Genomic DNA, 24,919 nt, shown 5'->3' on the forward strand with positions numbered 1-24,919 from the left:
ACTGGGTGAAGCACGCTAGTGTGACTTTGCGTGGCCTGGGTGAGGTCGTGCAGAGGAGCGGACGGCGTTGGAAAGAACGTGGCCATGAGCACGGAGCGCATCCCTTACCTGCTCGGCTATCAGGAGATCGCGCAGCTCTTTCGGGTAGCCCGCGACACTCCGCTGCTATGGCGCAAGCGATCGCTTCTAGCGGATCCCGATCTAGTAGTTTCGGGCAGCCCTTACTGGTTGCTGCCCACGGTCCTGGCCCTCACCAAATCGGGTCATCGACAGATAGACCCACAAGCGCTTGATCACTACAAATCGGCCGTCACTGGCGGCTATGTCGCAAGTGGTGTCGAGCAACTACCGATCCTGATCGGGATCCAGGAAGTCTCCTGGATCTTCGATAAGACGCCGTCCGCGATCAGCCAGTGGCGCAATCGCGGCACTCTTCCTGAGCCTCGTCTTACTCTGTCCGGATCGCCCCTCTGGACGCTGGAGAACATTCTCTCTGACGCTAACCGCCGAAACCGCCCAATCTCCGAAAAAGCGGTCGCGCGAATCAGATCCGGAGAAAGAGCGCAACTGAGGCGACGGCAGGACACTGACCGCCAAGCAGGTGAACCAGAAACGGATCCTGCACCGCAAAGCTTCACATGCCAGGAGAGCTCGGCAGCGACCCGCTTTCTTGAGAGCGCGCTAATAGCGGGCTTTACCGTTGAGATTCGACCATTTTGGCCTGATATGCATGACGCGGACCAACCGGAGTGAGCACTCGATTTCATATTATGACGTGTCCCGGTAATTAGGGCCGCTCGCTGCGCTAGATCTACACAGAAGCTTCGTATTCGCCTCGTCACGCATAGCACTTGACGGGATGACCATAATTAAATATGGTCGTCGCGGAGGTGTTGAAATGCTTAGCTATGCAGGTGGATCCCGTGTCGAGGAGGCCATCGAGCTCAACCGTTCCGAGAGTCTCAGGGTGGTCTCGTACGGTGGAGGGGTTCAGTCAACGGCGTTGCTAGTGCTTGCCGCACAGCGCAAGATCGAATTTCCGACGTTTCTATTCGCTAACGTCGGGAATGACAGCGAGCACCCGGCCACCATCGCCTATGTGCGGGAGATCGCTGCAGCATACGCCGCACGACACGGCATTGCTATGCATGAGCTGCAGCGTCAACGACGTGACGGAAGTGTAGAAACACTCTGGGAACGTCTCCACCAACCCCAGCTGCGATCCATCCCGATACCTATCCGCATGAACAACGGCGCGCCAGGGAGGCGATCGTGCACATCCGACTTCAAAATCAAAGTAGTCACCAAATGGTTGAAAGAGCATGGCGCGACACCACAGAATCCAGCAGTTGTCGGGATAGGTATTTCCTTGGACGAGATCCATCGAGCAAACAAGCGTCGAAGCGAACCTTATGAGCAGATCGACTACCCTCTCCTCGACCTCGGTCTCCGCCGGGACGCCTGTGTCCAGATCATCACCGCCGCTGGCCTTCCCGTCCCTCCCAAAAGCGCCTGTTTTTTCTGCCCTTTCAAAACAGTTGCTGCCTGGCGGGAGCAGCGACGTTGCGAGCCGGAGCTGTTTGAGAAGTCTGTGCAACTTGAGGTCGCGTTGAACGAAAAGCGAGCGATGCTCGGTCGCGACGCCGCCTACCTGACACGTTACGGCGTTCCTCTGGATCATGCTATTCGAACGATCTCCGAGGGGCCGGAACACCTCGATTCAGGTTGCGACTCCGGTTGGTGTGGCAGTTGAACTCGCGTTTGGTGCGGAACGGTGCGTGTGCAGGGTCGGTCGGGATACGGTCAGCACGTGGATGCGCACGCTGAGCGGATCGCCCTGTTCCTCGCCGTAAGGAACGTGCCGTACGCCACGGACGGTGCCCACGACGCCAGCACGTTGATGACGTTCGGACGTGGTGACTGCTTGGCCAAATCCGCCTACCTGATCGAGGGCTTCCTGGCGCTCGGCTACCAGGCCCGGAGAGTCCGGTGGCTGTATCACCTGCCGGACCAGCCGACCGAGGTATGGCTGCTGCCGTCGCGGGAGGACGTGCATTCGGCTGCGGAGGTATTGATCAATGGCCGGTGGACGCTGGTAGATGCCACCCACGATCCGCCCCTGGCCGCCGCCGGGTTGGCCGTCGCTGAATGGGATGGCATCGCCGACACCGTCCCGGCCTACGTGCCGTGCGGGCCGTTGTGGAGACCGGGGGACGGGCCTGAACCGGTGCCGAACGCCGACACCACCGCGACCGATGTCGACAGTGGCGACCGCTATCAGAAGGCCTACAACCGGTGGCTAAGCGAGGTCCGTGCCGAAGCCGCAACGACCGCACCCCGGTACGGGGACGGCTGATGACTGACGCCTGCCTGCTCTACGGTGATGCCGCTTTTGCCCGTCATACCTACTTGGTCATCGACTTCGAGGGGTTGACCCCGGCCGGGCGTCCTGCCGTTCCGGTGGAGGTGGCGATTCTGGCCCTCAGCGTCGTTGCCGACGGGCTGTCGGAGCTGTGGAGTTTTGATTCGCTGATCGCGCCGCCCGCCGATGTGCCCGTCACCTTCTTCGACGTGCGCATGACGGGCATCACCGCGGAGATGCTCGCTACAGCTGCCGGTCCTGAGCAGGTCATGGCCGAGCTCGACCGCCGGCTCACGGCGCCGCCGTACCGGCTGGTCGCTCACCACGCGCCCACCGAGGCAGGGTTCATCGCCCACCAGCGGTCACACTGCCCCGTCTTGGCTGCTGTCCCGCTGTTGGACACCGTGCGGTTGGCTCGTGCGCTGTACCCGGAGCTGGCGTCGCACCGGCTGGACGATCTGGTCAGGTATCTGCGGATCGAGCCGCCTATGCGTCGTCATCGGGCGATGCCGGACGTGCAGGTCACGGCACGGGTATTCGAGCGCCTGGTGGCCGAGGGCGGACGCACGAAGCGCTGGCACACACTTTTCGACCTTGACCGGGTTGGCGGGCTGGCACCGAAACGTCTGATCGCACCAGCCGGAGTCCAGGCCGGACTGTTCTGAGGCCACAAGGCGAGGCACGGCGATGGCGGCCTCCAGGGTCTGAGAGAGCCTCCGGATCGCCGATATCGATTGCTCTTCGCTAGTCGCATTGCTGTCGACGTTCAGCATGCCCGCTCGTGAGGAGCCGCAGCAGGCGCCTCAGTGACCTGCGAGGGCGCTGGGGACATCGCGTCCATGTTCGTGAACCTGCAGGTCAGGGCCGTGCTCGTACTTACCTCCCCGCTCTTGCAGGGCATACGGACGCGCGAGCACATCCGCTGTGGCAACCGGGCCGGCGGCGGAACCGGTGGAGAAGTCGGAACCACCGGTTCTTAACCGTCCGCGTGAGACAGCCGCACATCACGAAGGAGCAGGAGACATGACGATCACGTTCGGCTTCTACGGCCGGGTATCGACCGAGGACAACCAGGACCCGCAGGCGTCACGAGCCTGGCAACTGCACCGGGCCCGGGCCCTGATCGAACCGCGAGGCGGGGAGATCGTCGCGGAGTTCTTCGACGTCGACAAGTCCCGCTCGATCCCCTGGCAGCTCCGGCCGCACGCGGTGACACTGATCGAGGAGCTGAAGGATCCGCGGCGGGGCTTCGACGCGGTGGTGATCGGAGAGCCGCAGCGGGCCTTCTACGGCAACCAGTACTGCCTCACCTTCCCGCTGTTCGAGCACTTCGGTGTCCCGCTGTGGGTACCGGAGGTGGGCGGGCCGATCGATCCGGCGAACGAAGCCCACGACATGATCATGGGAGTCTTCGGCGGTTTGTCGAAGGGGGAGCGGAACGGCATCAAGATCCGGGTCTGGGCCGCCATGGCGGCCATCACCGCGACAGAGGGCCGGTTCTTGGGCGGGCGTCCGCCGTATGGGTACACGCTCCAAAACGCCGGTCCGCACCCCAACCCGAGCAAGGCGGCCGACGGGCGGAGGTTGCGCAGGCTGGTGGCCGATCCGGTTACCTCGGCCGTGGTGCGATGGATCTACGGGGAGTGCCTCAAGGGGCGGGGCTATCTGGACATCGCCGAGGATCTGACGCGCCAAGGCATTCTCTGCCCGTCGGCCAATGATCCCGAGCGGAACAAGCATCGGGATCAGCGGGCGTGGTCCAAGTCCGCCGTCCGGGTGATCCTCACCAACCCTCGCTACACCGGCCATCAGGTGTGGAACAAGCAGCGCAAGGACGAGATCCTCGTCGACGTGGACAACGTCGCGCTCGGAACGACGACCCGGCAGCGATGGAACAGCAAAGACAAGTGGATCTGGTCCGAGCATCCGGTCCATGACGCGCTCGTGAGCGTCGAGGACTACCGGCGCGTCCAGGACATCCTTGCCAAGCGCTCGAATGGCAGGTTCAGTCACCGTCCGCGCCAGACCCGGCGGCCGTATGCCTTCCGAGGGGTTCTGTTCTGCGGGTACTGCGAGCGCCGGATGCAGGGCAGCTGGAACAATGAGCAGGCCTGCTACCGGTGCCGTCCCGTCGCCCGGCACGCCATCGGCGACGATCTCGGCCATCCCAAGGTCGTCTACCTGCAAGAGGCGAAGATCCTGGATGAGGCCGATGGGTGGCTGGCGACCGCGTTCGGGCCGGATGCGCTGGAACACACGATCGCGGCCATCACCGAGCAGGCGATCGGTCCGGACGAGGTGAACCTGCTCGACCTGCGGAAACGGCTGTTGAAGTGTGACCGCAAGCTCATCCGGTACCGGTCCGCGTTGGACACCAGAGGCAAGCTGCTCGAGGTCTTCTCGTGGCACAACGAGGCCAAGAACGAAAGCGCTGGCCTGGAGGAGGAACAGAAGGCCGTTCAGGTCGTGCGGCCCGTCAGCGATGCCGAGGTCAGGTCGGTGATCGAGGAAATCGGCGACGTGGTGCGTCTCGTCGGAGAGGCTGACCCCCGAGATAAGGCCGAGCTCTTCCTTCGGCTCGGCCTGAAGCACACGTACTACCAGAGCAGGCAGACTGTGGAGGCAAGGGTCGAACCTGGGTCCCCACGCAGGCGATCAGTATGTTTCCGGGCGAAACTGCACGAATCTTGTACGAAGAGGTCTCCATGCAGTGACGCCTAGCGCTTGGCGCGGTACAAGCGGGGGTACGCGGCATGGGGGAAGGGCGTGGCCGGGCGAGGGGGCCCGAAGGGGCGCACTTGGGTAGCGACTGGCGCTTCGTCGGGTGGTGACGGTGCGTGGCACTGGTTCCGCCAAGAGCAACCTGGTCGGCACCGTCGCCTGCCAGGACGGCGAAGGGCTGCGCTCGTCCTACGAGTCGCACCTTCAGCGCGGTCGTGATCCTGCTGGCTAACTCGTTTCAGGCCGCGAGAGAGAGTTCTGCCAGTTCGAGGCGGGCAAGGTGCCCGATGCGGGTGCGATCGAGCGGATGCCCGTTCCACCAGGCATCCAAGCGGATGAGGTTGAGCGCTACGGCGGAGAAGACGTGTTCGAGGTGGACCTTGGCCAGGCCCCGATAGCGTGCCCGGCGGACACCGGCGACCGCGACGGCCTGGCGCATGGTGCCCTCGACTCCGGCCCGGAGCTTGTACTTGTCCTGCCAGTCGTTGCTGGTCTGATCGGCACGGGCCTGGTCAAGAGCCTCTTGGAGAGGGCGGGCGCGGATGGTGAGCTGGCGTCCACCTCTCTTGGCCGAGGTGCACAAGGAGCGAACCGGACACGGCCGGCAGACCTCGCCGCTGAACTTGACCACGATCGCCTCGGTGTCGCGCTGGGTGCACCGGCTCCACGAGGAACTCGCCTGCCCTTGCGGGCACCTGGCCTGTTCGGCGTCCCAGTCGATGGTGAACGCCGCACGGTCATACCCGGCGGCGGCACGGGCCTGCGATGAGTGATCCAGCAGAACCGGGGTGATGAGCGCGATCCCGAACCTCTGGCGGGCACCGACGAGAAGTTCCGCCGACGGATAGCCGGAATCGAGGTAGTGCTCGCCGGGCAGCAGCCCACGCGCTGCGAGCATCTGGTGGATCTTCTCGGTCATCTGGTTGTCGGGGACGGTCGCGTCCGTGGTAGCGACGTTCGTGATCAGGTTGGGTGGCACGATCGTCGTACCGCCGGTGTCGCCGGTGTCGCCGTTCGTGCCGGTGATGGTGTGACAGGTTTCGCTGATGTGCAGCTTGTAGCCGTTCCAGAAGAAGTCATCGCCCTTGGCCGCCCACCGGGCGTCCACATCGTAGGGGGAGGTCAGCCGCACTCTGGCGGGCGGCAGTCCCTCTCCGCCGTCTTCGAGGGGCCGCCGCCGCTTGACCACCTCCCGCCCCTTGCGGTCGATGACGCGCACATAGTTCTGGATCAACATCACCCGCAGCGCCTGCACCGCGGGCAGATTCCGCAGCCATCCCGGGGAGAACGGCGCATACACCGCTTCCACCAGCGCATAGCCGTCCGCGCCATAAGCACGTGCAAGCTCACCCCGCCTCGTCTCCGATGCCGGCAGCCGCCAGGAGTCGACGCGAGCGCGGTAGCGTTCAGCCCATCCAGGCAGCTCCAGGACCCGGCTCGTCCAGCCGGGATCGGCAGCCGAGATCGCCTCCAACGCTGCGCGGACACATTCCCCAGCCAGCTCCAGCCGGTTCAGATCCCGGACCGCACTGATCACGTGGGTGGAGTCGGTACGCATCTTGCCACCCGCCCCGATCAGGCCTTTCTCGACAAGCCTGGCGAGCAGCAGGTCCAGCCTTCTCCTCCAGCCCGTGGGCGACCACCCGAGTCCGGAACTCGCTCAGCACACTGGCGTCGAACCCAGGATCGTCCAACGCCAGCCCGAGCGCGTACTTCCAGCTCAAGTCCGCTCGCACGGTGTCAGCTGCCTGCCGGTCGGTGAGGTTCTCCACCCGCTGCAACACCGTGATCAACGCCAGCCGGCCCGGCGACCAGCCCGGTTTGCCCTCGGCAGCGAACGCAGCCGCGAACTCCGCGTCGGCGAACAACTCGCCAAGCTCATCCCGGACCCGGACAGCAAGTGGCGGCTGCCGCTTGCCGCGATACATCGACCGGATCGCCGCCGCGATCATCGGATCCGTTCCGGCCAGGACCGGGGCTGCATCGACACCGACCACTCCATCCGCGACCGGGAGGAGGGGGAACCCCGGCCGCGCACTGCATGATCCCGGACGTCAAAGACTCAGGTCACCAAGCTACAGCCGCGTGTCGCGAGTTAGCCAGCAGGGTCGGTCGTATGGGCAAACTCCCCCTCAGGTCCTTGCCTGGCCGGTAAGAGCTCAAGGCAGGCGCCTCCACCAGCCTGATCAGCAGAGCACGCCCCTTCCGCCGTCAATGACGCCTCCGCCGACGTGCTGCCGAGGACACGGCGATCCGGTGCGCGGTGCAGCTGAGACACCGCGGATTCTCTGGAGATAGCGGGGGGTATAGGCGGCGAGACGGCGGCACGCCCGCCCGCTCCCAGATAGCATTGCGCAAGTGTCAACGGACAGTGCGTCACCAGTCGAATGTCCTGACCGCCTACGCGCCGACATGGTCGCCGAACTGAGAGCATGCGGCGTGCTCCACTCGCCCGAGGTCGCCGCCGCCTCCGCCGCCTACTCCACCCGTGACACGGTCGTCACCAAGCGAAATGCAGAAGGAAAGGCGACCAGCTCGATCAGCGCGCCGTGGCTGCCGGCGGAGATGCTCGAGACCGCGCAGCTGAGGCCGGGCGCGCGCGTGCTCGAGGTTGGCAGCGGCGGTTACAACGCGGCGCTCATTGCCGAACTCGTCGGGCCCGAGGGGGTGGTGATCAGCGTGGACATCGACCCGTTCGTCACCGAGCGGGCCACCCGCTTCCTCGCCGATACCGGCTACCCGCACGTGAAGGTGGTACTCGGAGACGCCGAGCACGCCGCCGACGAGCTGGGGCCGTTCGACGTCATCCTCGTCACGATTGGTGCCTGGGACTGCCCCTGGGGTCACCTGCTGGCTCCTGGCGGCCGGATGATCGTCCCGCTGCGCTTCGGTGGGCTCACCCGCTCCTTCACCTTCGTCCGCGACGGCGACCACTTCGCCGGCCTGAATCCCACGGTGTGCGGATTCATCCCCATCCAAGGTGCGGGCGCGCACCAGGAGAACCTCGCCGTGCTGGCCGACCGGACGGTGAATCTGCTGGTGGACGCCGGCCCTGCGCTCGACGTGGCAGCGCTCGGCCGGGCCTTGGATGGCGACCGGACCGGACACTGGACCGGCATCACCGTGGGCTACGACGACCCGTTCGACACCCTCCACCTGTGGGTCGCGGCCCAGACCGAGACCTTCGGCGTGGTCTGGGCCGACCCCGATCGCGGCAGTGACCGTATCGAGCCCGCCATGCGCTGGTTCACCCCCGCCCTCATCACGCCCGACAGCTTCGCCCACCTCACCATGGGACCGGAGCACAAGGACAGCACGAGTGGAGAACGCCGGTACGAACTCGGTGTCTACGGCCACGGCCGCCACGGCGACAACCTGGCCCGGCAACTCGCCGCCGAGGTCGTGACCTGGGATCGGGAGTGGCGGGCTCATCCCGGCCCGGACTTCACCCTGTACCCGATCGAGGCGCCCGTGGTGGCCCCGGCGATCGGCCGGGTCTTCCGCAAGCGCCACACGCAACTGGTCATGACCTGGACCTGAGGACCATCGTTATCATCGGTACGCGCTCGCCCGGGTCTCCTCCACCATCGGCAGTACCGTCGCGCCGCTGGAGCTCGCATTCGCCGTCGTTGATCTCGGTGGCGGAGCTACGGCGCTCGGGTTCGTGCTGATGAGCGGGCTGGTCATCTTTCTCGCGGTCACTCCCGCCGCTGGCATGCTGGCCGACCGGCTGCTCCGGCTGGCCATCATCGTGATCTGCCAGCTCGTGTGCGGCATAACGCAGCTCGGCCCGGCCCTGGTGCTGTCTGGGACGGCGACGGTGGGGCGCCGACCGGACTGACGGTGGTCGCCGGTGCGGCGGGCACGTTCTTCCAACCGGCCGCCAAGGGGCTGGTCGTTCAGCTCGTCCCTGCGGGACCGATGCTGGAGCAGGCCAACGCGCTGCTGCAGACCGGCTTCAACGCGGTTGCGATCGCCGGGCCGGGACTGGCCGATCTGGTGATCGCCACGATCAGCCCCAGCGTCATCCTCGCCTGGGACGCGGTCACCTTCCTGGTCTCGGTCGTGGTGTTCGCCACGCTGCCGCCTGCCGCCTGCCGCCCGGCAGGGGCGACGCCGGTTCCTAACCCACCTGGCCGAAGGGTGGACGGCCTTCGCCGGGCACCGCTGGCTGTGGGCGCTGATCGGCTTTAACATGCTGACCTCCGACAGCGTGCCGCCGTCGACAGCCGGTCCCTGCCCTGGTCGCAAGACGGTCTCCTGAAGATGTTCCTTTACGAGGTGCGTGACCGTTGATCCTCGCGATCCGAGCGGCCGCTCTCTCGGCGTCTGCCGCTCATGCCTGGTGGTGACCCTGTACCGTCGTACGGTGCTCACTGGCTCACCGAATACGGCCTTGATCGTCATTCGCGGCAACTCGGGATCGGGTAAGTCCACCGTGGCCCGGACCGTGCGGGAAACATACGGCCAGCGCGGCATGGCACTCATTGGTCAGGATGTGGTGCGCCGTGAGATCCTGCGCGAGCGCGACAGACCGGGTGGTGTGAACATCGGACTGCTCGATGTCATGTGCCGTCATGCCCTCGACTCCGGCTACCACGTCACCCTTGAGGGCATCCTCGCCCGGAGCCGCTACGGCGAGATGCTCCAAGCGCTGTTTCGCGATCATCGAGGCACAAGCCGCGGCTATTACTTGGACGTCTCCTGGGAAGAGACACTCCGCAGACACGAGACGCGGCCCCAGCGTGCCCGCTTCAGCCCTGACGACATGCGGCAGTGGTACCTCGGGCAGGACATCCTGCCCGACGCGATGGAGACGATCATCGGCGAGGGCAGCACGTTGACCGAGACCGTCGGGCACATTCTTCAGGACGCCGGTCTTCTGGCAGGCGAGGCGACCCGCCGGTGAGCAAACAAGCTGCCGGCCTCGATCGCATCTGTCGGACGGCTGCACCGCGCGGACCACACCGTGATGCTCCGCCGGTGGGCGCCTTGGTTTCAGCTCGGCGTCCTTCAGCGCCTGGACCGGAGATGGATGATGGCCATCGCGGGGACATGACGCTGGGAGCCGGGTTCCCCGCGAGGAAGGAAGGGCAGCCCTGTGGCGATCAGTGACCTGGACATCTCGCGCGCACTTTCCGTCTACCTCGACGGTTACCCGGACGAGGTCGCGCTGCTGGCTGAGCCGGTGCAATTGCTGTCTCAGGGGCGGGATTTCGCCTCGTTCCCCGGAACGTTGGCATGTTGAGGCTGCTGGGGTCGCTTGGAAGGGTGCCGGGCCCGTGCCCCATGGTGGTGACGGTTAGTGACCTTTGCCGGGGTGGGAGACGGCGTCGCTCCAGCCATCGAGGCTGAAGTACTGCTGCCGCCGGTGGGCGTTGATGTCGGCTTGGCCAACGAGATGCTGGGCGCCTGACCACTCGGTGCTGACGTGCAGGTCACGGGTCAGGTCGTCGAGGAGCGGGAAGACGGTGAGTAGCTGGAGGCGGCTGTCATGGGATAGGTCGGCCCGGTCCTTGACCTGCTGTCTGGTCAACCAGTCCACCGCCGTCTCCGGAGCCTGAACCTCCCGTTCGAAAATCGAAACGAAGGTGTGGTCCAGGTGTCGGTGGGGCCCGGGAGTGTGGCTGTCGGCGGAGGCCCTGCAGTCGATGACCCACCAGGGGGCAGGGCATACGGGGTGCGGGTAGCCGGCCGGGGCGGGCATCGACGACAGCCCAGGGATGATCAACGTGCGGCAGCCGAGTTCTTCCACGGTTTCCCGCAGCGCCGTCTCAGCCAGCGTTTCCCCGTCCTCCCAGTGCCCACCCGCCGGGAGGAACCCGCCGAGGCGGACGTGATATGCCACACCGGTGACCCAATGACCGGTGTCCTCGCTGCGGCGGAACACCAGGTTCGTCGCCGTCATGTCGTACTTCGCAGGCGCATCCACCAGCGGATTCTCCTCATCCATACCACCCGGGCGAAGGACGGCCTTCCTCCCGGTTCCGCGGCGACGAGTCCGGCCACAACCCGGAGACCTGGCCCGTCATCATCATGGCTGCACCGTAGTCAGCTGGCACGACAGTTCGCAGCTGCTTCGCCGACGGCGGCGGCGAGCGCCGCCGGTGTCCGTGTTCTCGGAAGTCGTTTCCGGGGGTTGTGATCCGCCGTGGACCGGATTCTCGGAAGTCACTGCTGGAGTTACTTCAGGGAATACGGTGTTCTCGGAAGTTTCGGTAATGCCGGCGACGGTGCCGAGGCGTACGACGCTGGGCCGCGATCGTCAGGCATCGCTCGAGTTGGTACGGTACAGGCGGCTATGCCTGGTTGGGAGTAGATGGGGCTGATGGTGGAGATCGAGCAGACGGCGTTGCCCGGCATTGGGTTGCGGCATGAGTTCACCACGCGATCTGGGCGGCGCATCGGGCTGATCTCTCACCGCACCGGCCGCCGCGATCTGGTGATCTACGATCGGGACGACCCCGATCGCGCGTGTGAGACGGTAAAGCTCAACGATGAGGAGGCCGACGCGCTGGCCGAACTGCTCGGCGCGCCGCGGGTGGTGCAGCGCCTGAATGATCTGCACCGTGAGGTGGCGGGGCTGGTGAGCGAGAAGCTGCCGATCGGCGATGACTCGCCGTACGCGGGCCGGCCGATGGGGGATGCGCGGGTGCGCACCCGGACCGGCGCCTCGATCGTGGCCGTCGTCCGCGGCGGGCAGGTGCACACCAGCCCGGCCCCGGACTTCGCGCTGGCCGCCGGCGACCTGGTGGTCGTGGTGGGCAGCGCGGAGAGTGTCAACGCCGTCGCCGACATCCTGGCCCAGGGGTAGGTCGCGGGTGCACCACACGGCTCTGCTGTTCATGGAATTTGGCGCGATCATCCTTGGTCTGGGCCTGCTCGGCGCTTTGGCGCTGCGGGTGGGGATTTCGCCGATTCCGCTGTATCTGATCGCCGGGCTGGCGTTCGGCACGGGCGGCATCGTGCCGTTGGCCACCAGTGAGGAGTTCGTCGCGGTCGGCGCCGAGATCGGCGTGGTCTTATTGCTGCTCACTCTGGGCCTGGAGTACAACGCCGATGAGTTGGCGGCGAGCCTGCGCGGCAACGCCCGGGCGGGGCTCGTCGATCTGGTGCTGAACGCGGCGCCCGGCGCGATCTGCGCGCTGCTTTTGGGGTGGGGTCCGGTGGCTGCGGTGGCGATGGCCGGGGTCACCTACGCCACCTCCTCCGGCATTACCGCCAAGGTGCTCTCGGATCTGGGGTGGATCGGTAACCGGGAGACGCCGGTGGTGCTGTCGCTGCTGGTGTTCGAGGATCTGACGATGGCGATTTACCTGCCGCTGCTGACCGCCCTGCTGGCCGGGTTGAGCTTCGTGGGCGGCGCGATCACGGTGGGCATCGCGCTGGCCACCGTGAGTGTGGTGCTGTTGGTGGCGCTGCGCTTTGGCCGCTTCATTGAGGCGTTCGTGCGTAGCCCCAACAATGAAGTGCTGTTGTTGAAGGTGGTCGGGCTGGCGTTGGTGGTGGCCGGGGTGGCGCAGCAGTTGCAGGTCTCGGCGGCGGTGGGGGCGTTCCTGGTCGGCATTGCTCTGTCGGGTGAACTCGCCCACGAGGCTCAGGCCCTGCTGGCCCCGCTGCGTGACCTCTTCGCGGCGGTGTTCTTCGTCTTCTTCGGTCTGCAGACCGATCCGACGAAAATCGGCCCGGTGGCCGGGCTGGCGGCGCTGCTGGCGCTGGTCAGCATGGTCACCAAGCTGCTGACCGGATACTATGCCGCGCGCCGCGCGGGGATCGCGCAAGCGGGCCGGGCGCGGGCGGGCATCGCGTTGATCCCGCGCGGTGAGTTCAACATCGTGATCGCTGGGCTGGCGGTGGCCGCCGGCGCCCATCCCGACCTCGGCCCGCTGGCGGCCGCCTACGTGCTGATTCTGGCCGCGTTCGGACCTTTGGCCGCCCGGCTGGTCCAGCCGTGGATCACCGCGATCGCCAAACGCACCTGACCACTGTCATTGCCGCCGCGGAAGGCGGGGGCTGGAGTGGTGGGCGCTCGACCGCGATGTCCTTGCCGGGGCCTGTGGTCACCAGATCCGCCACCAGGGTCGACGACGTTGGGCCAACGTGGCGATTCTTTGTTCGAGTTCGTCGAGCCGCGCCTCCAGCGAGGTTCGGGAGAGATTCGCGGGGTCGCCGATCGTCAAGGCCAGGCGGTTGTACCAGGCGGCCGTCAAGGCCGCCTGGCCCTGCCGCTCGGCGGGGACGAAGTGGTGACGTAGCTCCCGCAATTTGGCTGCGGTCGTCATGCCCTCGTGGCGGCGATGGATCTCGCCCGAGGCGGTGGCGACATCGATGATGCGCTCGAGCGCTTCCAAAAGCGCATGCAGCTCGGTCAAGGCGTCGGCGTTGACCGCCTTGTCTTCGCCGGGGTCGTGCCGGGGGCTATCCGATGTCATCGCGTTCCTAACCCAGCCGCTCATACGAGCTTTCTGTTGTCGGGGCCTGCCCGCACGTCGGCTTCGCTCCATCTGCTAGGCCGCGGGTTCCGTCTGGCCGCTGCGCCTATGCAGAAGCCGGGAGGGTCAGGCCGGGAGGGTCAGCAGAAACGCTTCGATCGCCGCGTTCACCGCGTGCGGGGCGTCTTGGTTGGCGATGTGGCCGGCGTCGGGGATGACGACCTCCTCGACGCCTTCGGCCTCGGCCCACCGGGGCATGGCCGAGGCGATGTTGCCGGTGCGGTCTTGCTCTCCCCGGATCAGGCACAGCGGCACCGGCGTGTGATAGCGCGGGGTGGGGTCCAACAGGTCGGCGGTGGCCTGCCACACGTGCACGAACTCCTTCTTCGATAGCTGGGAGAAGGCGCGTCGCGCGTCCGCCCGCGCGTTCGGCGTTTGCGCGCTGGCCTCTGCTAAGGCGCTCGGCAGGCTCTTGGCGGGGATCATCGACAGGCTGGGCGTGGCCGCCTTGACCAGTAGGCGTTCCTTCCACGACAGCGGTGCGGTGTTCCACGTCGAGCCGATGACGATCAGCGCTCGGGCGAGATCGGGATGTCGCCGGATGATCGCCTGGCTGAGGTTGCCGCCGAGGGATTGCCCCACCAGGACCGGCCGATCGAGCGCCAGGTGGTTGATGAGCGCGTGCAGGTCCGCGATCGCCTGCTCGGCGGTGAACCGGACACCTGCCGGGCGAGACAAGCCGTGGCCGCGCATGTCCCAAGTGACGACCCGATACCCTCGCGCGCTCAGGTAGTCACTCTGGGCGTCGAACATCACATGATCAGCGCCGGCGCCGTGCGAGAACACCACCGGCATGCCGTCACCGCCGCTGACCATGTAGTGCAGGTCACAGCCATGCAGCGGGAACACCGACCACAGATTCACCATTCCTCCTCTATCACTGATATTCCTGAAGGCTCGACCGAGCTGACACTAGCAAGATCGATTCATCCCGATCGGGCCGGCGCGGACCCTGCCCGCTGCGCTTTAGCCGGTCGCGCAGGCTGGGGCTTGGCCCCGATGGTGGCACGGTTGATCAGCGCGGTGCCGCTCGACGGTCTTGGCTCTGACCACGAGCGCCTCACATCAGATAGCGCAGCCACACGTAGGGCGTGGCCACGGCGATGGTGACGGCGGTGACGATCAGCCCGTACCGGGTGAAGGTCCAAAAGCTGATTGGGGTGCCGTTGCGCGCGGCGATGCCGACGACGACCACGTTGGCCGCGGCGCCGACGGCGGTGGCGTTGCCGCCGAGGTCGGCGCCGAGGGCCAGCGCCCACCACAGCACCTGCGCCTGCTCGCCGCCGCCGGCCTGGACGAGGTCGGCGACGATGGGACTCATCGTGGCCACATACGGGATGTTGTCCACGATGGCCGAGATCGCGGCCGAGCCCCACAGCAGCACCATGCCGGTCAGGGCGAGCCTGCCCTGGGTGGCGTCGGCGGCGGCGCGGGAGATCTGCCCGATGACGCCGGTCTCGACCAGCGCGCCGACCATGACGAACAGCCCGGCGAAGAACACCAGAGTCGGCCATTCGACCTCGCCGATGGCGTCCTGGGTGCGCACCCTGGTGGCGGCGACCAGCACCCCGGCGCCCAGCAGCGCGACCACCGACGGCTCATAGTGCAGCACCGGGTGCAGCACGAACGCCGTCATCACCAGGGCGAGCACGGCAAGGCTCTGCCACAGCAGCCGCCGGTCGGCGATCGCCTCCCGCTCGTCCAACTCCATGATTTCCGCCGCCCGCTCGGGGTCGTAGCGGAACGCGTTACGGAACAGAATCCGGCACAACCCGACGAAGACGGCCATCAGCACCACCACGAGCGGGGCCAGGTGAAGGAGGAAGTCGTTGAACGTCAACCCGCCGCGGCTGGCGATGATGATGTTGGGCGGGTCGCCCACCAGGGTGGCGGTGCCGCCGATGTTGGAGGCCATCGCCTCGGCGATCAGGAAGGGCACGACCGGCAGCGCCAGCCGTTCGCACACCAGGAACGTCACCGGCGCGATCAGCAGCACGGTGGTGACGTTGTCCAGCAGCGCGGAGGCAACCGCGGTGATCACCACCAGCAGCACCATGAGCCGGTACGGGCGGCCGCGGGCGCGTTTGGCCGCCCAGATGGCCAGGTATTCGAAGACGCCGGTCTGCTTGAGCACCCCGACGATGATCATCATGCCGAGCAGGAGGAAAATGACGTTCCAGTCGATGCCGGCATGCTCGGAGAAGAACGCCGCCTCGGCGTCGGTGGCGTGGATCGCCAGCATGATGGCGGCTCCGCCGAGCGCGGCGGCCGTCCGGTGGATCTTCTCGGTGGCGATCAGCGTGTAGGCGCCGAGGAACACCGCCACCGCCAAGACCGCAGTGACCGTCATAACCGGCCTACCCCGTCGACCGGGGCCGCGGCCGCGACCGGCCGTGCCGGCCTGGGCGCGGGTGCTGGGTCGCCGCCGGGTGGGGTCATGGTTCGATCAGGCCCGCTCGGATGGCGTGCCGGGTCAGCTCCAGCCGGTCGCGCAGGCCGAGCTTGGCCAAGATGTTGGCCCGGTGCCGTTCCACGGTCTTGACGCTGATGATGAGCATGTCGGCGATGTCTTTGGAGGAGTGGCCCTCGGCGATGAGTTTGACGATCTCCTCCTCGCGCGGGGTGAGCAGGGTGTCGGGCACCGGCTCGCCCTGCTGGTGGCGTTGCAGGTGGTCGCGGATGAGAGCGGTGATCGCCCCTGGGTAGAGGAACGGCTCGCCGCGCATGGCCGCGCGGCAGGCCTCCAGCAGGTCGCGGTCGGCCACCGACTTCAGCACGTACCCGCAGGCGCCGGCCTTGAGCGATTCGAACAGGTACTGCTCGTTGTCGTACATCGACAGCATCAGCAGGCGGATGCCGGGCGCGCGGCGGGAGATCTCGCGGGCGGCCTGGATGCCGGTCATCCGCGGCATGGCGATGTCCAAGATGGCCAGATCAATGGCGGCGTCGGGGCGGGTGGCCAGGTCGACGGCCTCGGCGCCGTCGCCTGCCTCGGCAACGACGGCCAGATCGGGTTCGGCGTCCAGGATGAGCCGCAGCCCATGTCGGACCAGCGCGTGGTCGTCGGCGAGCAGGATCCGGGTCGGCTGCGCTTCCATGCTGATTACTTTCGTCCGTTGGCGATGGGTACGACTGGCGCGAGAGGTGCCAGGGGTACGGTCAGGCGCACCTCGGTGCCGGTGGAGAGTGCGCCGTCGATGGTGAGGTCAGCGCTGATGAGCATGGCGCGCTCGCGCATGCCGCGGATGCCGGCGCCGTCGTGGATCGGTCCGCCGCGTCCGTCGTCGGTGATGCGCAGCACCACCGCTTCCGGCTCGGCGTCGGGCTCGGCGCGCAGCGACAGTTCCACGTGTGAGGCGTGGGCGTGCCGGGCGATGTTGGTCAGGCTTTCCTGCGCGATGCGGTAGATCACCAGTTCGGTGTCGCTGCTCAGCTGCGGCAGTCGCGCATCCAGGAGCCGGGTCACCGGCACGCCGCTGACGGTTGAGAAGTCGCTGGCCAGGGCGTTCATGGCGCTGATGAGGCCCAGGTCCTCCAGCACGCCGGGCCGCAGCCGGCGGGCGACCTGCCGGACCTCGTCCAGGCTGGCGCGGACGGTCTCGGCAACGGTGTGCAGTTCGTCGCGCAGGTCCTGCGGCGCGCGGTCCACGGCGCGTTTGAGCGCGAGCAGGACCACGGTGAGGCTTTGGCCGATCTCGTCGTGCAGCTCGCGGGCGATGCGCTGCCGTTCGGCTTCCTGAGCGGCCAGGGCATGAGCGGTGCTGGCGCTGCGCTCGGCCTCCAGCCGGTCCAGCATGGCGTTGAACGTCGCGATCAGCGTCCCCAGGTCGCCGTTGCCGCTGTGCGCGATGCGATCGCGGGAACGCAGCAGGTCGACCCGCTCCATGAGCGCGGTCAGCGCACCGAGCGGGGCCAGGCTGGTACGCAGCAGCACCGCGTTCGCGCCGAGCATCATCGCGAGCCCCACCGCCAGGATCGGCAGCTCGGTCAGCAGGACCGGCGAGGACACCGTGGCCGGCGAGAGCGCCAGCACGGTCAGCCCGGCGGCGAAGACCAGCCCGTTGATCAGGAAAAGCCGCCAGAACAGCGCCGAGGCCGGGGAGCGAGCCCTGCGGCGCGCGCGTGGTGATCCCTGGGGATGCTTGCCGGCTAGCACGGTCATGTCTCCAGCCTCCCCACCGCGACGGGTGTCTGTCCATCGGTGGCGCACCCCATCACATCACCACGGTGGTGGTCTGACCTGCGGCAATCTACATGGTGCCCACCCGCAGGAATGGGTGTCAGCCCCGATGGCGCCACGCCCGGCCGGCCGACCAGACTGGCCCCACGGGGAGCCGGACGCCCATCCCGGGGCGATGAGGAGGCTTGCACGGGGACGGGCAAAGGCGACAGGGGAGAGAGGCAGGACCATGCTCGTAATGGGCGCTCACACCATCTCTGCCCTCCAGGCGCCCGCCGTGGCGGAACCGGCGGTGTGGGTACTGCTGGGCACCCTGCCCCTTCTCGTGATCATCTCGCGGGCAGTGCGGGTCGTCGGCGAGGATGAGCGGCTGGTCGTGTGCAGGCTGGGCCGCGTAGCCAGGGTGCGCGGTCCCGGACTTGTCCTCCTGTGGCCCGGTCTGGAGCGCGAGGTGCGGGTGTCGCTGCGGTTGGTCTGCCTGGACCTGTTCTGCCCTGAGGCGGTCACCCGCGATGGCGTGAGCGTGCGCATCAAGGCCACCGCGGTGGCCGCCGCAACCGATCCCGTCCGCTTCGCGATGACGACGGACGAGCCGCTGACGGCCACCGCGCTCGTGGCCGAAGGCGTGCTGCGCCGCCAGATCGCCGAGCGAGATCTGGCCGACCTCCCCTCCATGATCACTCACAGCAGCGCCGAGATGGCGGATCGGATCAGCGATATGACCGGCCGGTGGGGAGTCCAGGTCACCCTGCTGGACATCATCGACATCCAGGTCCCGCTCCGGGGCGAGCTGCTCGCCTGGGCCCAAGCCCAGGCAGGCCTGCGGCGGGAGAAGCATCCGCGTGGATAGGAGACGTGCCCACCACATCATCGGGGTCATCATCGAGGTCATCGAGGTGTCGCGATGAGCCTGCAGCAGCTGTATGCGGTACTGCTCGCCGGTGGGATAGTCCTGCTGGCCTGCATCGCCGCCGCGCGCACCGCCAGCCGGCTCGGCCTGCCCAGCCTGCTGCTGTTCCTCGCCCTCGGCGTGCTGCTCGGCGAAGACGTCCTCGGCATCGACTTCGACGACGCCCAGCTGGCCCAGACCCTGGGCACCACCGCGCTGGCCATCATCCTCATCGAGGGCGGCCTGAGCACCCGATGGACCGACATCCGCCGGCTCCTGCTGCCCTCCTCCTTGCTGGCCACCGTCGGCGTCGCGGTCAGCGTCGCTCTCACCGCGGCAGGGGCGCACCTGCTGCTGGGCATGAACTGGCAGCTGGCTCTGCTGCTGGGCGCGATCGTCTCCTCCACCGACGCCGCCGCGGTCTTCTCCGTCCTGCGGGCGCTGCCGCTGCCCCGGCGCATGGCCGGCATGGTCGAGGCCGAGTCCGGCTTCAACGACGCCCCCACCGTCATCTTGGTGCTGGTGTTCAGCACCGCCGATCTGCCCGACCCCGCCGCCGTCGCCGGACAGGTCACCTACCAGCTCGTGGCTGGGGCCGTGATCGGGCTGCTGATCGGCTGGGCCGGCACCCTCGCGCTGCGCTACGTCGCTCTGCCCGCCACCGGCCTGTATCCGCTGGCCACCGTCGGCCTGGGCGTCATCGCCTTCGCCGCCGCCGGCGCCGCGAACGCCTCCGGCTTCCTGGCCGCCTACCTGGCCGGCATCGTGCTCGGCAACGCCGTCCTGCCACACCGCGCCGCCACCCGCTCCTTCGCCGACGGCATCGGCTGGCTGGCCCAGATCGGCCTGTTCGTCATGCTCGGCCTGCTCGTCAGCCCCAGCCAACTGCCCGCCGCGCTGATCCCCGCCACCATCGTCGGCCTGGTCCTGCTGCTGCTGGCCCGGCCCGCCTCCGTGATCGCCTGCCTGATCGGCTTCCGCACCAGCTGGCGAGAGCAGGCGTTCATCTCCTGGGCCGGGCTGCGCGGCGCCGTACCGATTGTGCTGGCCACCTTCCCCATCGTGGCAGCGGTCCCGGGCAGTCGGCAGCTGCTGAACATCGTCTTCGTCCTGGTCGTCCTGTTCACCCTGATCCAGGGACCGACCCTGCCGGCGCTCGCCCGGCTGCTCGGGGTCACCCAGCCGGGCCAGACCAGGGACGTGGACATCGAGGCCGCACCCCTCGACATCCTGGACGCCGACCTGCTGACCCTCACCATCCCGCCCGGCTCCCGCCTGCACGGAGTGGAAATCTTCGAACTGCGGCTCCCGGCACCCTCGATGGTCACCCTCATCGTCCGTGACGGCGACACCCTCGTCCCGGAACCCGGCACCCGGCTTCAGGAAGGTGACGACGTGCTCATCGTCACCACCTCCGCCACCCGCGCACGCGTCGAACGACGCCTGCGCGCCGTCGGCCGGCGCGGCCGCCTGGCCCACTGGTACGGCGAACACGGCGACCCCGACCCGCACACCAGCCACACCAACAGCGCGGAAGGAGACACCGAGTCGTGGACATCACGCACACCACCATCCCCGGCACCGGAACCGTCCACCACGGCGACACCCGGCAAGGAGACCACCTCGGCGTTATCGTCACCGACACCGGCCGGCGCACCCTGCTGTTCTACGACCGAGCCGAGCCCGACACTCCGGCGCACACCGTAGAGCTCGACGAAGAAGAAGCCGACCACCTGGCCGAACTGCTGCACAGCCGGCCCTTGGCCGACCGGCTCGCCGCCGTGGAACGCCGCCTGGCCGAACTCACCGATCAGGTGCCGCGCGCCGAACGAGCGCGGCCGCCGCTATGACTGAGCTATGACGTACCTGAGGAGCGTGTCATCGTTGGTAGACAAGAACAGCGGTGCGGTCGCGGTGATCGGGCTGGGCCGGTTCGGCAGCTCGCTCGCGCTGGAGCTCACCCGGCGCGGCACCGAGGTCCTGGCCATCGACCATCGGCCCGCAGTGGTGCAGAGCCTGACCGGGCGCATCACCCAGATCGCCGCCGCCGACTCCACCGACCTCGACACGCTGCGCCGGCTCGGCGTACCCGACTTCCACCGCGTGGTGTGCGCCATCGGCAGCGACCTGGAGGCCAGCATCCTCACCGCCTCGCTCCTGGTCGAGCTGGAGATCGGCGACATCTGGGCGAAAGCGATCAGCCGGCAGCACGGGCAGATCCTCCAACGCATCGGCGTCCAGCACGTCGTCTTTCCCGAACACGACATGGGCGAGCGCGTCGCCCACCTGGTCAGCGGCCGGCTGCTCGACTACATGGAAGTCGACGAACACTTCGCGATGGCCAAGATCCGCCCGCCCAAGGACTACGTCGGTATCGCGCTCGGCCGCTCCGGCCTGCGCCGCAAGCACGGCGTCACCGTCGTGGCGGTCAAACCCTCGGGCGAGGAGTTCACCTACGCCACCGCCGACACCGAACTCGCCTACGGCGACATCATCATCGTCTCCGGCCGGCCCGATCAGGTTGAACGGTTCGCCGAACTGCCCTGACCCGCGATCCCGCCGGGCCCCGCGGCGGTCTGGCGGCGGCCTGGGCTCCCTGAGGCACGGCAACTCTTATCAAGATCATTGCCGGTGAGTGTTGGAGATAGCGCCTCGGTCCAAACGTCCCATCCGCCCGTTCCGACCACGTAGGTAGGGGCCGATCCCAAGATCGCGTCATCAAGCGATCTAGGTCGCACCAACGGGTCCCCGTACGGGCCCGACCGCAGGGTTCCACCCGGCGGTGTACTACGTTCACACGCACGACCGACATCACCATGGAGGCCCTTGTTGAGCACCCCGCCAGCCGCCCCGGCGAAGGGTTCCCCGCTGGTCCTGGCGGCCAGGATCGTCCCCATCGCGGCCGTGCTGGTCCTCATCGGGGTGTGGGGACGCGACCTGCCGGCCATCATCGAGATCGTGGTCGTGGCGCTGCTGGCCGCCTGTGTGCTGGCCGCGGTGCATCACGCCGAAGTCGTCGCCCACCGCGTCGGCGAACCCTTCGGCTCGCTGATCCTCGCCGTCGCCGTCACCGTCATCGAGGTCGCTCTCATCATCACCTTGATGATCTCCGGCGGCCCCAGCACCGCCTCCCTGGCCCGCGACACCGTCTTCGCCGCCGTGATGATCACCTGTAACGGCATCGTCGGCCTGTCACTCCTGCTCACCGCCCTGCGCACCCGCACCGCCCGGTTCAACCCCGAAGGCACCGGCGCCGCCCTGGCCACCGTGATCACCCTGGCCACCCTCAGCCTGGTCCTGCCCGCCTTCACCACCAGTGCCCCCGGCCCGGAATTCTCCGGCCCGCAACTGGCCTTCGCCGCCGTGGCTTCCCTGACCCTGTACGTGCTGTTCGTCTTCGTCCAGAACATCCGCCACCGCGACTACTTCCTCACCGCCCCAGCCCCAGCCCCAGTTCCAGCGCCGGCCCGCCCGCCCGCTCACCTCATCGGCAACCACGTCAGCGACAGCCCTCGCTCCGACGATGGCCCTGGTGACGCCGCGGACACCGAAACCCACGCGGCCACCCCGCCCACCCGCACCGCCCTGACCAGCCTCGTCCTGCTCATGGCCGCCCTGGTCGCCGTCGTCGGCCTGGCCAAAGTCGAGTCCACCACCATCGAGCAGACCATCACCGCCGCCGGACTCCCGCACTCCCTCGTCGGCGTCGTCATCGCCCTGCTCGTCCTGCTCCCCGAAACGCTTGCAGCAGCCCGCCACGCCCGCCGCAACCGCACCCAGATCAGCCTCAACCTCGCCCTCGGATCCGCCATGGCCAGCATCGGCCTGACCATCCCCGCCATCGCCGTCGCCTCGATCTGGCTCGACGGACCGCTGCTCCTCGGCCTCGGCCCCGCCCACATCATGTTCCTGGCCCTCACCGCCGGCGTCGGCATCCTCACCGTCATGCCCGGCCGCGCCACCCTCCTGCAAGCCGGCGTACACCTCGCCCTGTGCGCCGGCTACCTCTTCCTCGCCGCCAACCCCTAGATCCTTTGATTGTGCGGTGACCACAAGCGTTCACCGGAGGGAATATGCCCCGCAGCCGTCGCCACTGGCGAGGATCAGCGCGCCCCCGGGAGTTGTCGCCATACCGCCAGTCCTCACCCAGTGGGCGGGTCCGGCTCCTGGTCGGGTACGGCCTTGGCGGCACAGACAACCCATCACACCGCCAAGGATCGTCAGCGTCAGCATGCCGATCGCGGCAACGATGACCACCGTGAGCACGCCCTCGTCGGTCGGAAGGAGCCACGCCGCCACCGCTCCGGCCAACGCGACACCGCCGCCGGTCAGCGTGGGCACGCCCGCCGCCTTGTTGGCGACTCGAAACGCCGTCTCGCTGCGCATCGTGGAGGGAGTGCGCACCCCGGCGACGTTGTTGCGTGGCAGCCGCCCGGCCAAGCCAAGGCACCCGACGATCCCCGCGGCGAGCCCTTCGAACACGAGTAAGGGCGGCAGGACGTCCATGTGGTGATCGTAGGCCGTGAGGTACGGGCATGAAGGGCGAGCGGAATGAGCTCTCCGTCCGCAAGGAGCCCGGCCCGGCACCACCCGGCCGCTGGACTGGTGCATCCGAACCGATACCGAAACGCGCCCCCGCCTGCGACATGCCCCAGCCGACCATGGGTCATGGCGGCTTCGGCGCAACCGTTCGAGCGATGGGCGGCCACCTACGACCAGAGCCTGATCGCCACCCTGGCCGATCCGGTGCATGCCACAGTCCTGACCGCCGCCCATCATCACCTGCCCCACCCCCGCCACCTGCTCGACCTCGGCTGCGGCACGGGCCGCCTGCTCCACAAGGCGGCCGGCCGCTTCCCCGCGGCGCACCTGATCGGGATGGACGCCGCCCACGCCATGCTCACCGTCGCCCGCCGCACCACCCCAGCCGAAGCGGAAGGGAGTCCGGCAATGGTGCGGGCCCGTGCCGAGCAGTTGCCGTTTCCCGACGCCAGCCTCGATCTCATCACCGCGACCCTGACCCGCCGGCACTGGCACGACGTCCGCGCCGGCCTGGCAGAGATCGCCCGTGTCCTGGCCGCGGGAGGGGTGTTCATCTACGCCGACGTACACCCACCGGCGCCTCGGCGTCGCTGGTGGCGGCGCTGTGAGCCTGGCGGCCGGCATCTTCTGGACCAGACGACGGGCCTGCGCGTGATCGAAGACCGGCCTGTTCCCGGCTGCGGCCCCCTGTTGCCGTGCCGCCTGCTGGTGGCGGGCCGTTCCTGACATGGGTGTCAGACAGGCTGTCGGCCAAGGACACAAGCAATTACTGGAAGTTGAGCGGGGCGCGATATGAAGCAGATCATCGACCTGCGCCCGGTCTATCACCGGCTGTAGGAACGCATCCGCGCGCACGTCATCTTTTGCTGGCCGGCGTTGCTGCTGATCCGCATCATTGAGACCATCACCGGCTCAACCTGGAGGCGCATCCGCGACGAGTTCGACCTGCTCACCATGGTCGCCTTCACCGCCCCGACCGGCACCTTCCGCCAGCGCGCCGAGCTGACCAAGCCCCAGCGCGACATCCTGGCCAAATTGGACATCCCGGCCCCGAAGAAGATCGTCGAGGCCACGCCCGTCGCAGACGCCTGACCAGGCATAACACCCACGCCTAGGGACACGCCGCATCAGCGTGCCCGCAGGCTCTTCCCCAGCTCACAACCCGGATTCATGCGCCTTTCTCTCTCTACACATCTGCGGAACGCAGGCATCAACTCAAGGGCCGTACACCTGCAGATTTACGGGTAGGAGAGGAATCTGTTGCATATCCGGGCCCGTTATACCTATGGAGGGCCGGAGCATGGATGAATGGGTCATCTGGATAATCCTCGCTGTCGTGCTGGGCGTGGCCGAGATCTTCACCCTCACCGCTGCGCTCGGGCTGCTCGGCGCCGCTGCCCTGTTGACGGCCGCCACCGCAGCGCTCGGCCTGCCCATCCCGCTACAATTGCTGGTCTTCTCGCTGGCGTCGGTGGCTGGGCTGATCGTGGTCCGCCCGATCGCGATGCGTCATATCCGCCAGCCACAGTTGCGCCGGTTCGGCATCGAGGCGCTGGTCGGCAAGCCCGCCTATGTCGTCTCCGAGATCACCGGACGCGAGGGCAGGGTGCGCATCGAAGGCGAGGAATGGTCCGCACGCGCCTATGACGAGACGCTGGTCATCCCCACCGGCGCGACTGTCGACGTCATCGAGATCGAGGGCGCCACCGCCCTCGTATACCCTCGGGAGTGAT

26 protein-coding genes and 2 pseudogenes are annotated in these 24,919 nt (G+C 67.6%); 19 read left to right on the forward strand and 9 right to left on the reverse strand.

Features of this window, described 5'->3' with window-relative positions:
- The first annotated feature begins 84 nt into the window (after window positions 1–84).
- The 5 genes from ACTWQA_RS14990 (at window position 85) to ACTWQA_RS15010 (ending at window position 5,083) form a co-directional block, all read left to right on the forward strand.
- Window positions 85–753, forward strand: coding sequence for a hypothetical protein (locus ACTWQA_RS14990; RefSeq protein ID WP_443159827.1), 669 nt, complete (start codon window positions 85–87; stop codon window positions 751–753).
- A 145-nt stretch (window positions 754–898) separates the two neighbouring features.
- On the forward strand, window positions 899–1,753 hold the full coding sequence (locus tag ACTWQA_RS14995; RefSeq protein ID WP_443159828.1) for a phosphoadenosine phosphosulfate reductase: 855 nt from the start codon (window positions 899–901) through the stop codon (window positions 1,751–1,753).
- 57 nt (window positions 1,754–1,810) lie between these two features.
- Entirely contained in the window at window positions 1,811–2,356 is a 546-nt protein-coding gene (locus tag ACTWQA_RS15000) for a transglutaminase domain-containing protein (protein WP_443159829.1), read from the forward strand.
- Entirely contained in the window at window positions 2,356–3,027 is a 672-nt protein-coding gene (locus ACTWQA_RS15005; RefSeq protein ID WP_443159830.1) for a 3'-5' exonuclease, read from the forward strand. The genes ACTWQA_RS15000 and ACTWQA_RS15005 overlap by 1 nt, the downstream gene beginning before the upstream one ends.
- 358 nt (window positions 3,028–3,385) lie before the next feature.
- Complete coding sequence (locus ACTWQA_RS15010) at window positions 3,386–5,083, forward strand: recombinase family protein (RefSeq protein ID WP_443159831.1); 1,698 nt, start codon at window positions 3,386–3,388, stop codon at window positions 5,081–5,083.
- Window positions 5,084–5,321: 238 nt separating this feature from the next.
- Here ACTWQA_RS15010 and ACTWQA_RS15015 read toward each other — a convergent pair whose 3' ends face one another.
- Window positions 5,322–6,641: a transposase gene (locus ACTWQA_RS15015; RefSeq protein WP_443159832.1), complete on the reverse strand. Its 1,320-nt coding sequence runs from the start codon at window positions 6,639–6,641 to the stop codon at window positions 5,322–5,324.
- Between the two features lie 127 nt (window positions 6,642–6,768).
- Window positions 6,769–7,035, reverse strand: a pseudogene (locus ACTWQA_RS15020) (transposase); the annotation flags it as partial.
- 406 nt (window positions 7,036–7,441) lie between these two features.
- Here ACTWQA_RS15020 and fxlM point away from each other — a divergent pair.
- The 5 genes from fxlM (at window position 7,442) to ACTWQA_RS15045 (ending at window position 10,331) form a co-directional block, all read left to right on the forward strand.
- Window positions 7,442–8,623, forward strand: a complete 1,182-nt coding sequence (gene fxlM, locus ACTWQA_RS15025) for a methyltransferase, FxLD system (protein ID WP_443159833.1) — start codon at window positions 7,442–7,444, stop codon at window positions 8,621–8,623.
- A 130-nt stretch (window positions 8,624–8,753) separates the two neighbouring features.
- Entirely contained in the window at window positions 8,754–8,924 is a 171-nt protein-coding gene (locus ACTWQA_RS15030) for a hypothetical protein (RefSeq protein WP_443159834.1), read from the forward strand.
- A gap of 2 nt (window positions 8,925–8,926) precedes the next feature.
- Entirely contained in the window at window positions 8,927–9,277 is a 351-nt protein-coding gene (locus ACTWQA_RS15035; protein WP_443159835.1) for a hypothetical protein, read from the forward strand.
- A 151-nt stretch (window positions 9,278–9,428) separates the two neighbouring features.
- Entirely contained in the window at window positions 9,429–9,992 is a 564-nt protein-coding gene (locus ACTWQA_RS15040; RefSeq protein ID WP_443159836.1) for an AAA family ATPase, read from the forward strand.
- A gap of 192 nt (window positions 9,993–10,184) precedes the next feature.
- Window positions 10,185–10,331: a hypothetical protein gene (locus ACTWQA_RS15045; RefSeq protein ID WP_443159837.1), complete on the forward strand. Its 147-nt coding sequence runs from the start codon at window positions 10,185–10,187 to the stop codon at window positions 10,329–10,331.
- Between the two features lie 54 nt (window positions 10,332–10,385).
- On the opposite strand, the gene ACTWQA_RS15050 is transcribed toward ACTWQA_RS15045, so the two are convergent.
- Window positions 10,386–11,015 carry an NUDIX domain-containing protein gene (locus tag ACTWQA_RS15050; protein WP_443159838.1) on the reverse strand — a complete coding sequence of 210 codons (630 nt, stop codon included), beginning with the start codon at window positions 11,013–11,015 and terminating at the stop codon, window positions 10,386–10,388.
- 387 nt (window positions 11,016–11,402) lie between these two features.
- Here ACTWQA_RS15050 and ACTWQA_RS15055 point away from each other — a divergent pair, with 387 nt between their 5' ends.
- Together ACTWQA_RS15055 and ACTWQA_RS15060 are read left to right on the forward strand one after the other, a co-directional pair.
- Window positions 11,403–11,897, forward strand: a complete 495-nt coding sequence (locus tag ACTWQA_RS15055; RefSeq protein ID WP_443159839.1) for a cation:proton antiporter regulatory subunit — start codon at window positions 11,403–11,405, stop codon at window positions 11,895–11,897.
- Window positions 11,898–11,904: 7 nt separating this feature from the next.
- Entirely contained in the window at window positions 11,905–13,065 is a 1,161-nt protein-coding gene (locus ACTWQA_RS15060; RefSeq protein WP_443159840.1) for a cation:proton antiporter, read from the forward strand.
- Window positions 13,066–13,143: 78 nt separating this feature from the next.
- On the opposite strand, the gene ACTWQA_RS15065 is transcribed toward ACTWQA_RS15060, so the two are convergent.
- The 5 genes from ACTWQA_RS15065 to ACTWQA_RS15085 all read right to left on the reverse strand — a co-directional run bounded on the left by ACTWQA_RS15065 (window position 13,144) and on the right by ACTWQA_RS15085 (window position 17,737).
- Window positions 13,144–13,539, reverse strand: coding sequence for a hypothetical protein (locus ACTWQA_RS15065; protein WP_443159841.1), 396 nt, complete (start codon window positions 13,537–13,539; stop codon window positions 13,144–13,146).
- 102 nt (window positions 13,540–13,641) lie between these two features.
- Entirely contained in the window at window positions 13,642–14,442 is an 801-nt protein-coding gene (locus tag ACTWQA_RS15070) for an alpha/beta fold hydrolase (RefSeq protein ID WP_443159842.1), read from the reverse strand.
- Window positions 14,443–14,635: 193 nt separating this feature from the next.
- Window positions 14,636–15,925, reverse strand: a complete 1,290-nt coding sequence (locus ACTWQA_RS15075) for an ArsB/NhaD family transporter (RefSeq protein ID WP_443159843.1) — start codon at window positions 15,923–15,925, stop codon at window positions 14,636–14,638.
- 85 nt (window positions 15,926–16,010) lie between these two features.
- Entirely contained in the window at window positions 16,011–16,673 is a 663-nt protein-coding gene (locus ACTWQA_RS15080; RefSeq protein ID WP_443159844.1) for a response regulator, read from the reverse strand.
- A gap of 5 nt (window positions 16,674–16,678) precedes the next feature.
- Window positions 16,679–17,737 (reverse strand): HAMP domain-containing sensor histidine kinase, encoded by a 1,059-nt coding sequence (locus ACTWQA_RS15085; protein ID WP_443159845.1) that lies wholly within the window; start codon window positions 17,735–17,737, stop codon window positions 16,679–16,681.
- Between the two features lie 256 nt (window positions 17,738–17,993).
- Here ACTWQA_RS15085 and ACTWQA_RS15090 point away from each other — a divergent pair, with 256 nt between their 5' ends.
- The 4 genes from ACTWQA_RS15090 (at window position 17,994) to ACTWQA_RS15105 (ending at window position 22,673) form a co-directional block, all read left to right on the forward strand.
- The gene (locus ACTWQA_RS15090) at window positions 17,994–18,605 is read left to right on the forward strand and encodes an SPFH domain-containing protein (RefSeq protein ID WP_443159846.1); all 612 of its coding nucleotides are present in this window, start codon (window positions 17,994–17,996) and stop codon (window positions 18,603–18,605) included.
- A gap of 54 nt (window positions 18,606–18,659) precedes the next feature.
- The gene (locus ACTWQA_RS15095; RefSeq protein ID WP_443159847.1) at window positions 18,660–20,351 is read left to right on the forward strand and encodes a potassium/proton antiporter; all 1,692 of its coding nucleotides are present in this window, start codon (window positions 18,660–18,662) and stop codon (window positions 20,349–20,351) included.
- A 177-nt stretch (window positions 20,352–20,528) separates the two neighbouring features.
- Window positions 20,529–21,191 (forward strand): potassium channel family protein, encoded by a 663-nt coding sequence (locus ACTWQA_RS15100; protein ID WP_443159871.1) that lies wholly within the window; start codon window positions 20,529–20,531, stop codon window positions 21,189–21,191.
- A 282-nt stretch (window positions 21,192–21,473) separates the two neighbouring features.
- Window positions 21,474–22,673 carry a calcium:proton antiporter gene (locus ACTWQA_RS15105; protein WP_443159848.1) on the forward strand — a complete coding sequence of 400 codons (1,200 nt, stop codon included), beginning with the start codon at window positions 21,474–21,476 and terminating at the stop codon, window positions 22,671–22,673.
- A gap of 30 nt (window positions 22,674–22,703) precedes the next feature.
- Here ACTWQA_RS15105 and ACTWQA_RS15110 read toward each other — a convergent pair whose 3' ends face one another.
- A complete protein-coding gene (locus tag ACTWQA_RS15110) occupies window positions 22,704–23,150 on the reverse strand; it encodes an SdpI family protein (RefSeq protein WP_443159849.1) in 447 nt (148 codons plus the stop codon).
- A gap of 162 nt (window positions 23,151–23,312) precedes the next feature.
- Here ACTWQA_RS15110 and ACTWQA_RS15115 point away from each other — a divergent pair, with 162 nt between their 5' ends.
- From ACTWQA_RS15115 to ACTWQA_RS15125, 3 genes and pseudogenes are all read left to right on the forward strand, one after another.
- Window positions 23,313–23,912: a class I SAM-dependent methyltransferase gene (locus ACTWQA_RS15115; protein WP_443159850.1), complete on the forward strand. Its 600-nt coding sequence runs from the start codon at window positions 23,313–23,315 to the stop codon at window positions 23,910–23,912.
- A gap of 19 nt (window positions 23,913–23,931) precedes the next feature.
- Window positions 23,932–24,278: pseudogene (locus ACTWQA_RS15120) on the forward strand (IS1634 family transposase); the annotation flags it as partial.
- 208 nt (window positions 24,279–24,486) lie between these two features.
- On the forward strand, window positions 24,487–24,918 hold the full coding sequence (locus ACTWQA_RS15125) for an NfeD family protein (RefSeq protein ID WP_443159851.1): 432 nt from the start codon (window positions 24,487–24,489) through the stop codon (window positions 24,916–24,918).
- Window position 24,919 lies beyond the last annotated feature (1 nt).

Source organism: Nonomuraea sp. 10N515B, assembly GCF_052245915.1.
Taxonomy (GTDB): Bacteria; Actinomycetota; Actinomycetes; order Streptosporangiales; family Streptosporangiaceae; genus Nonomuraea.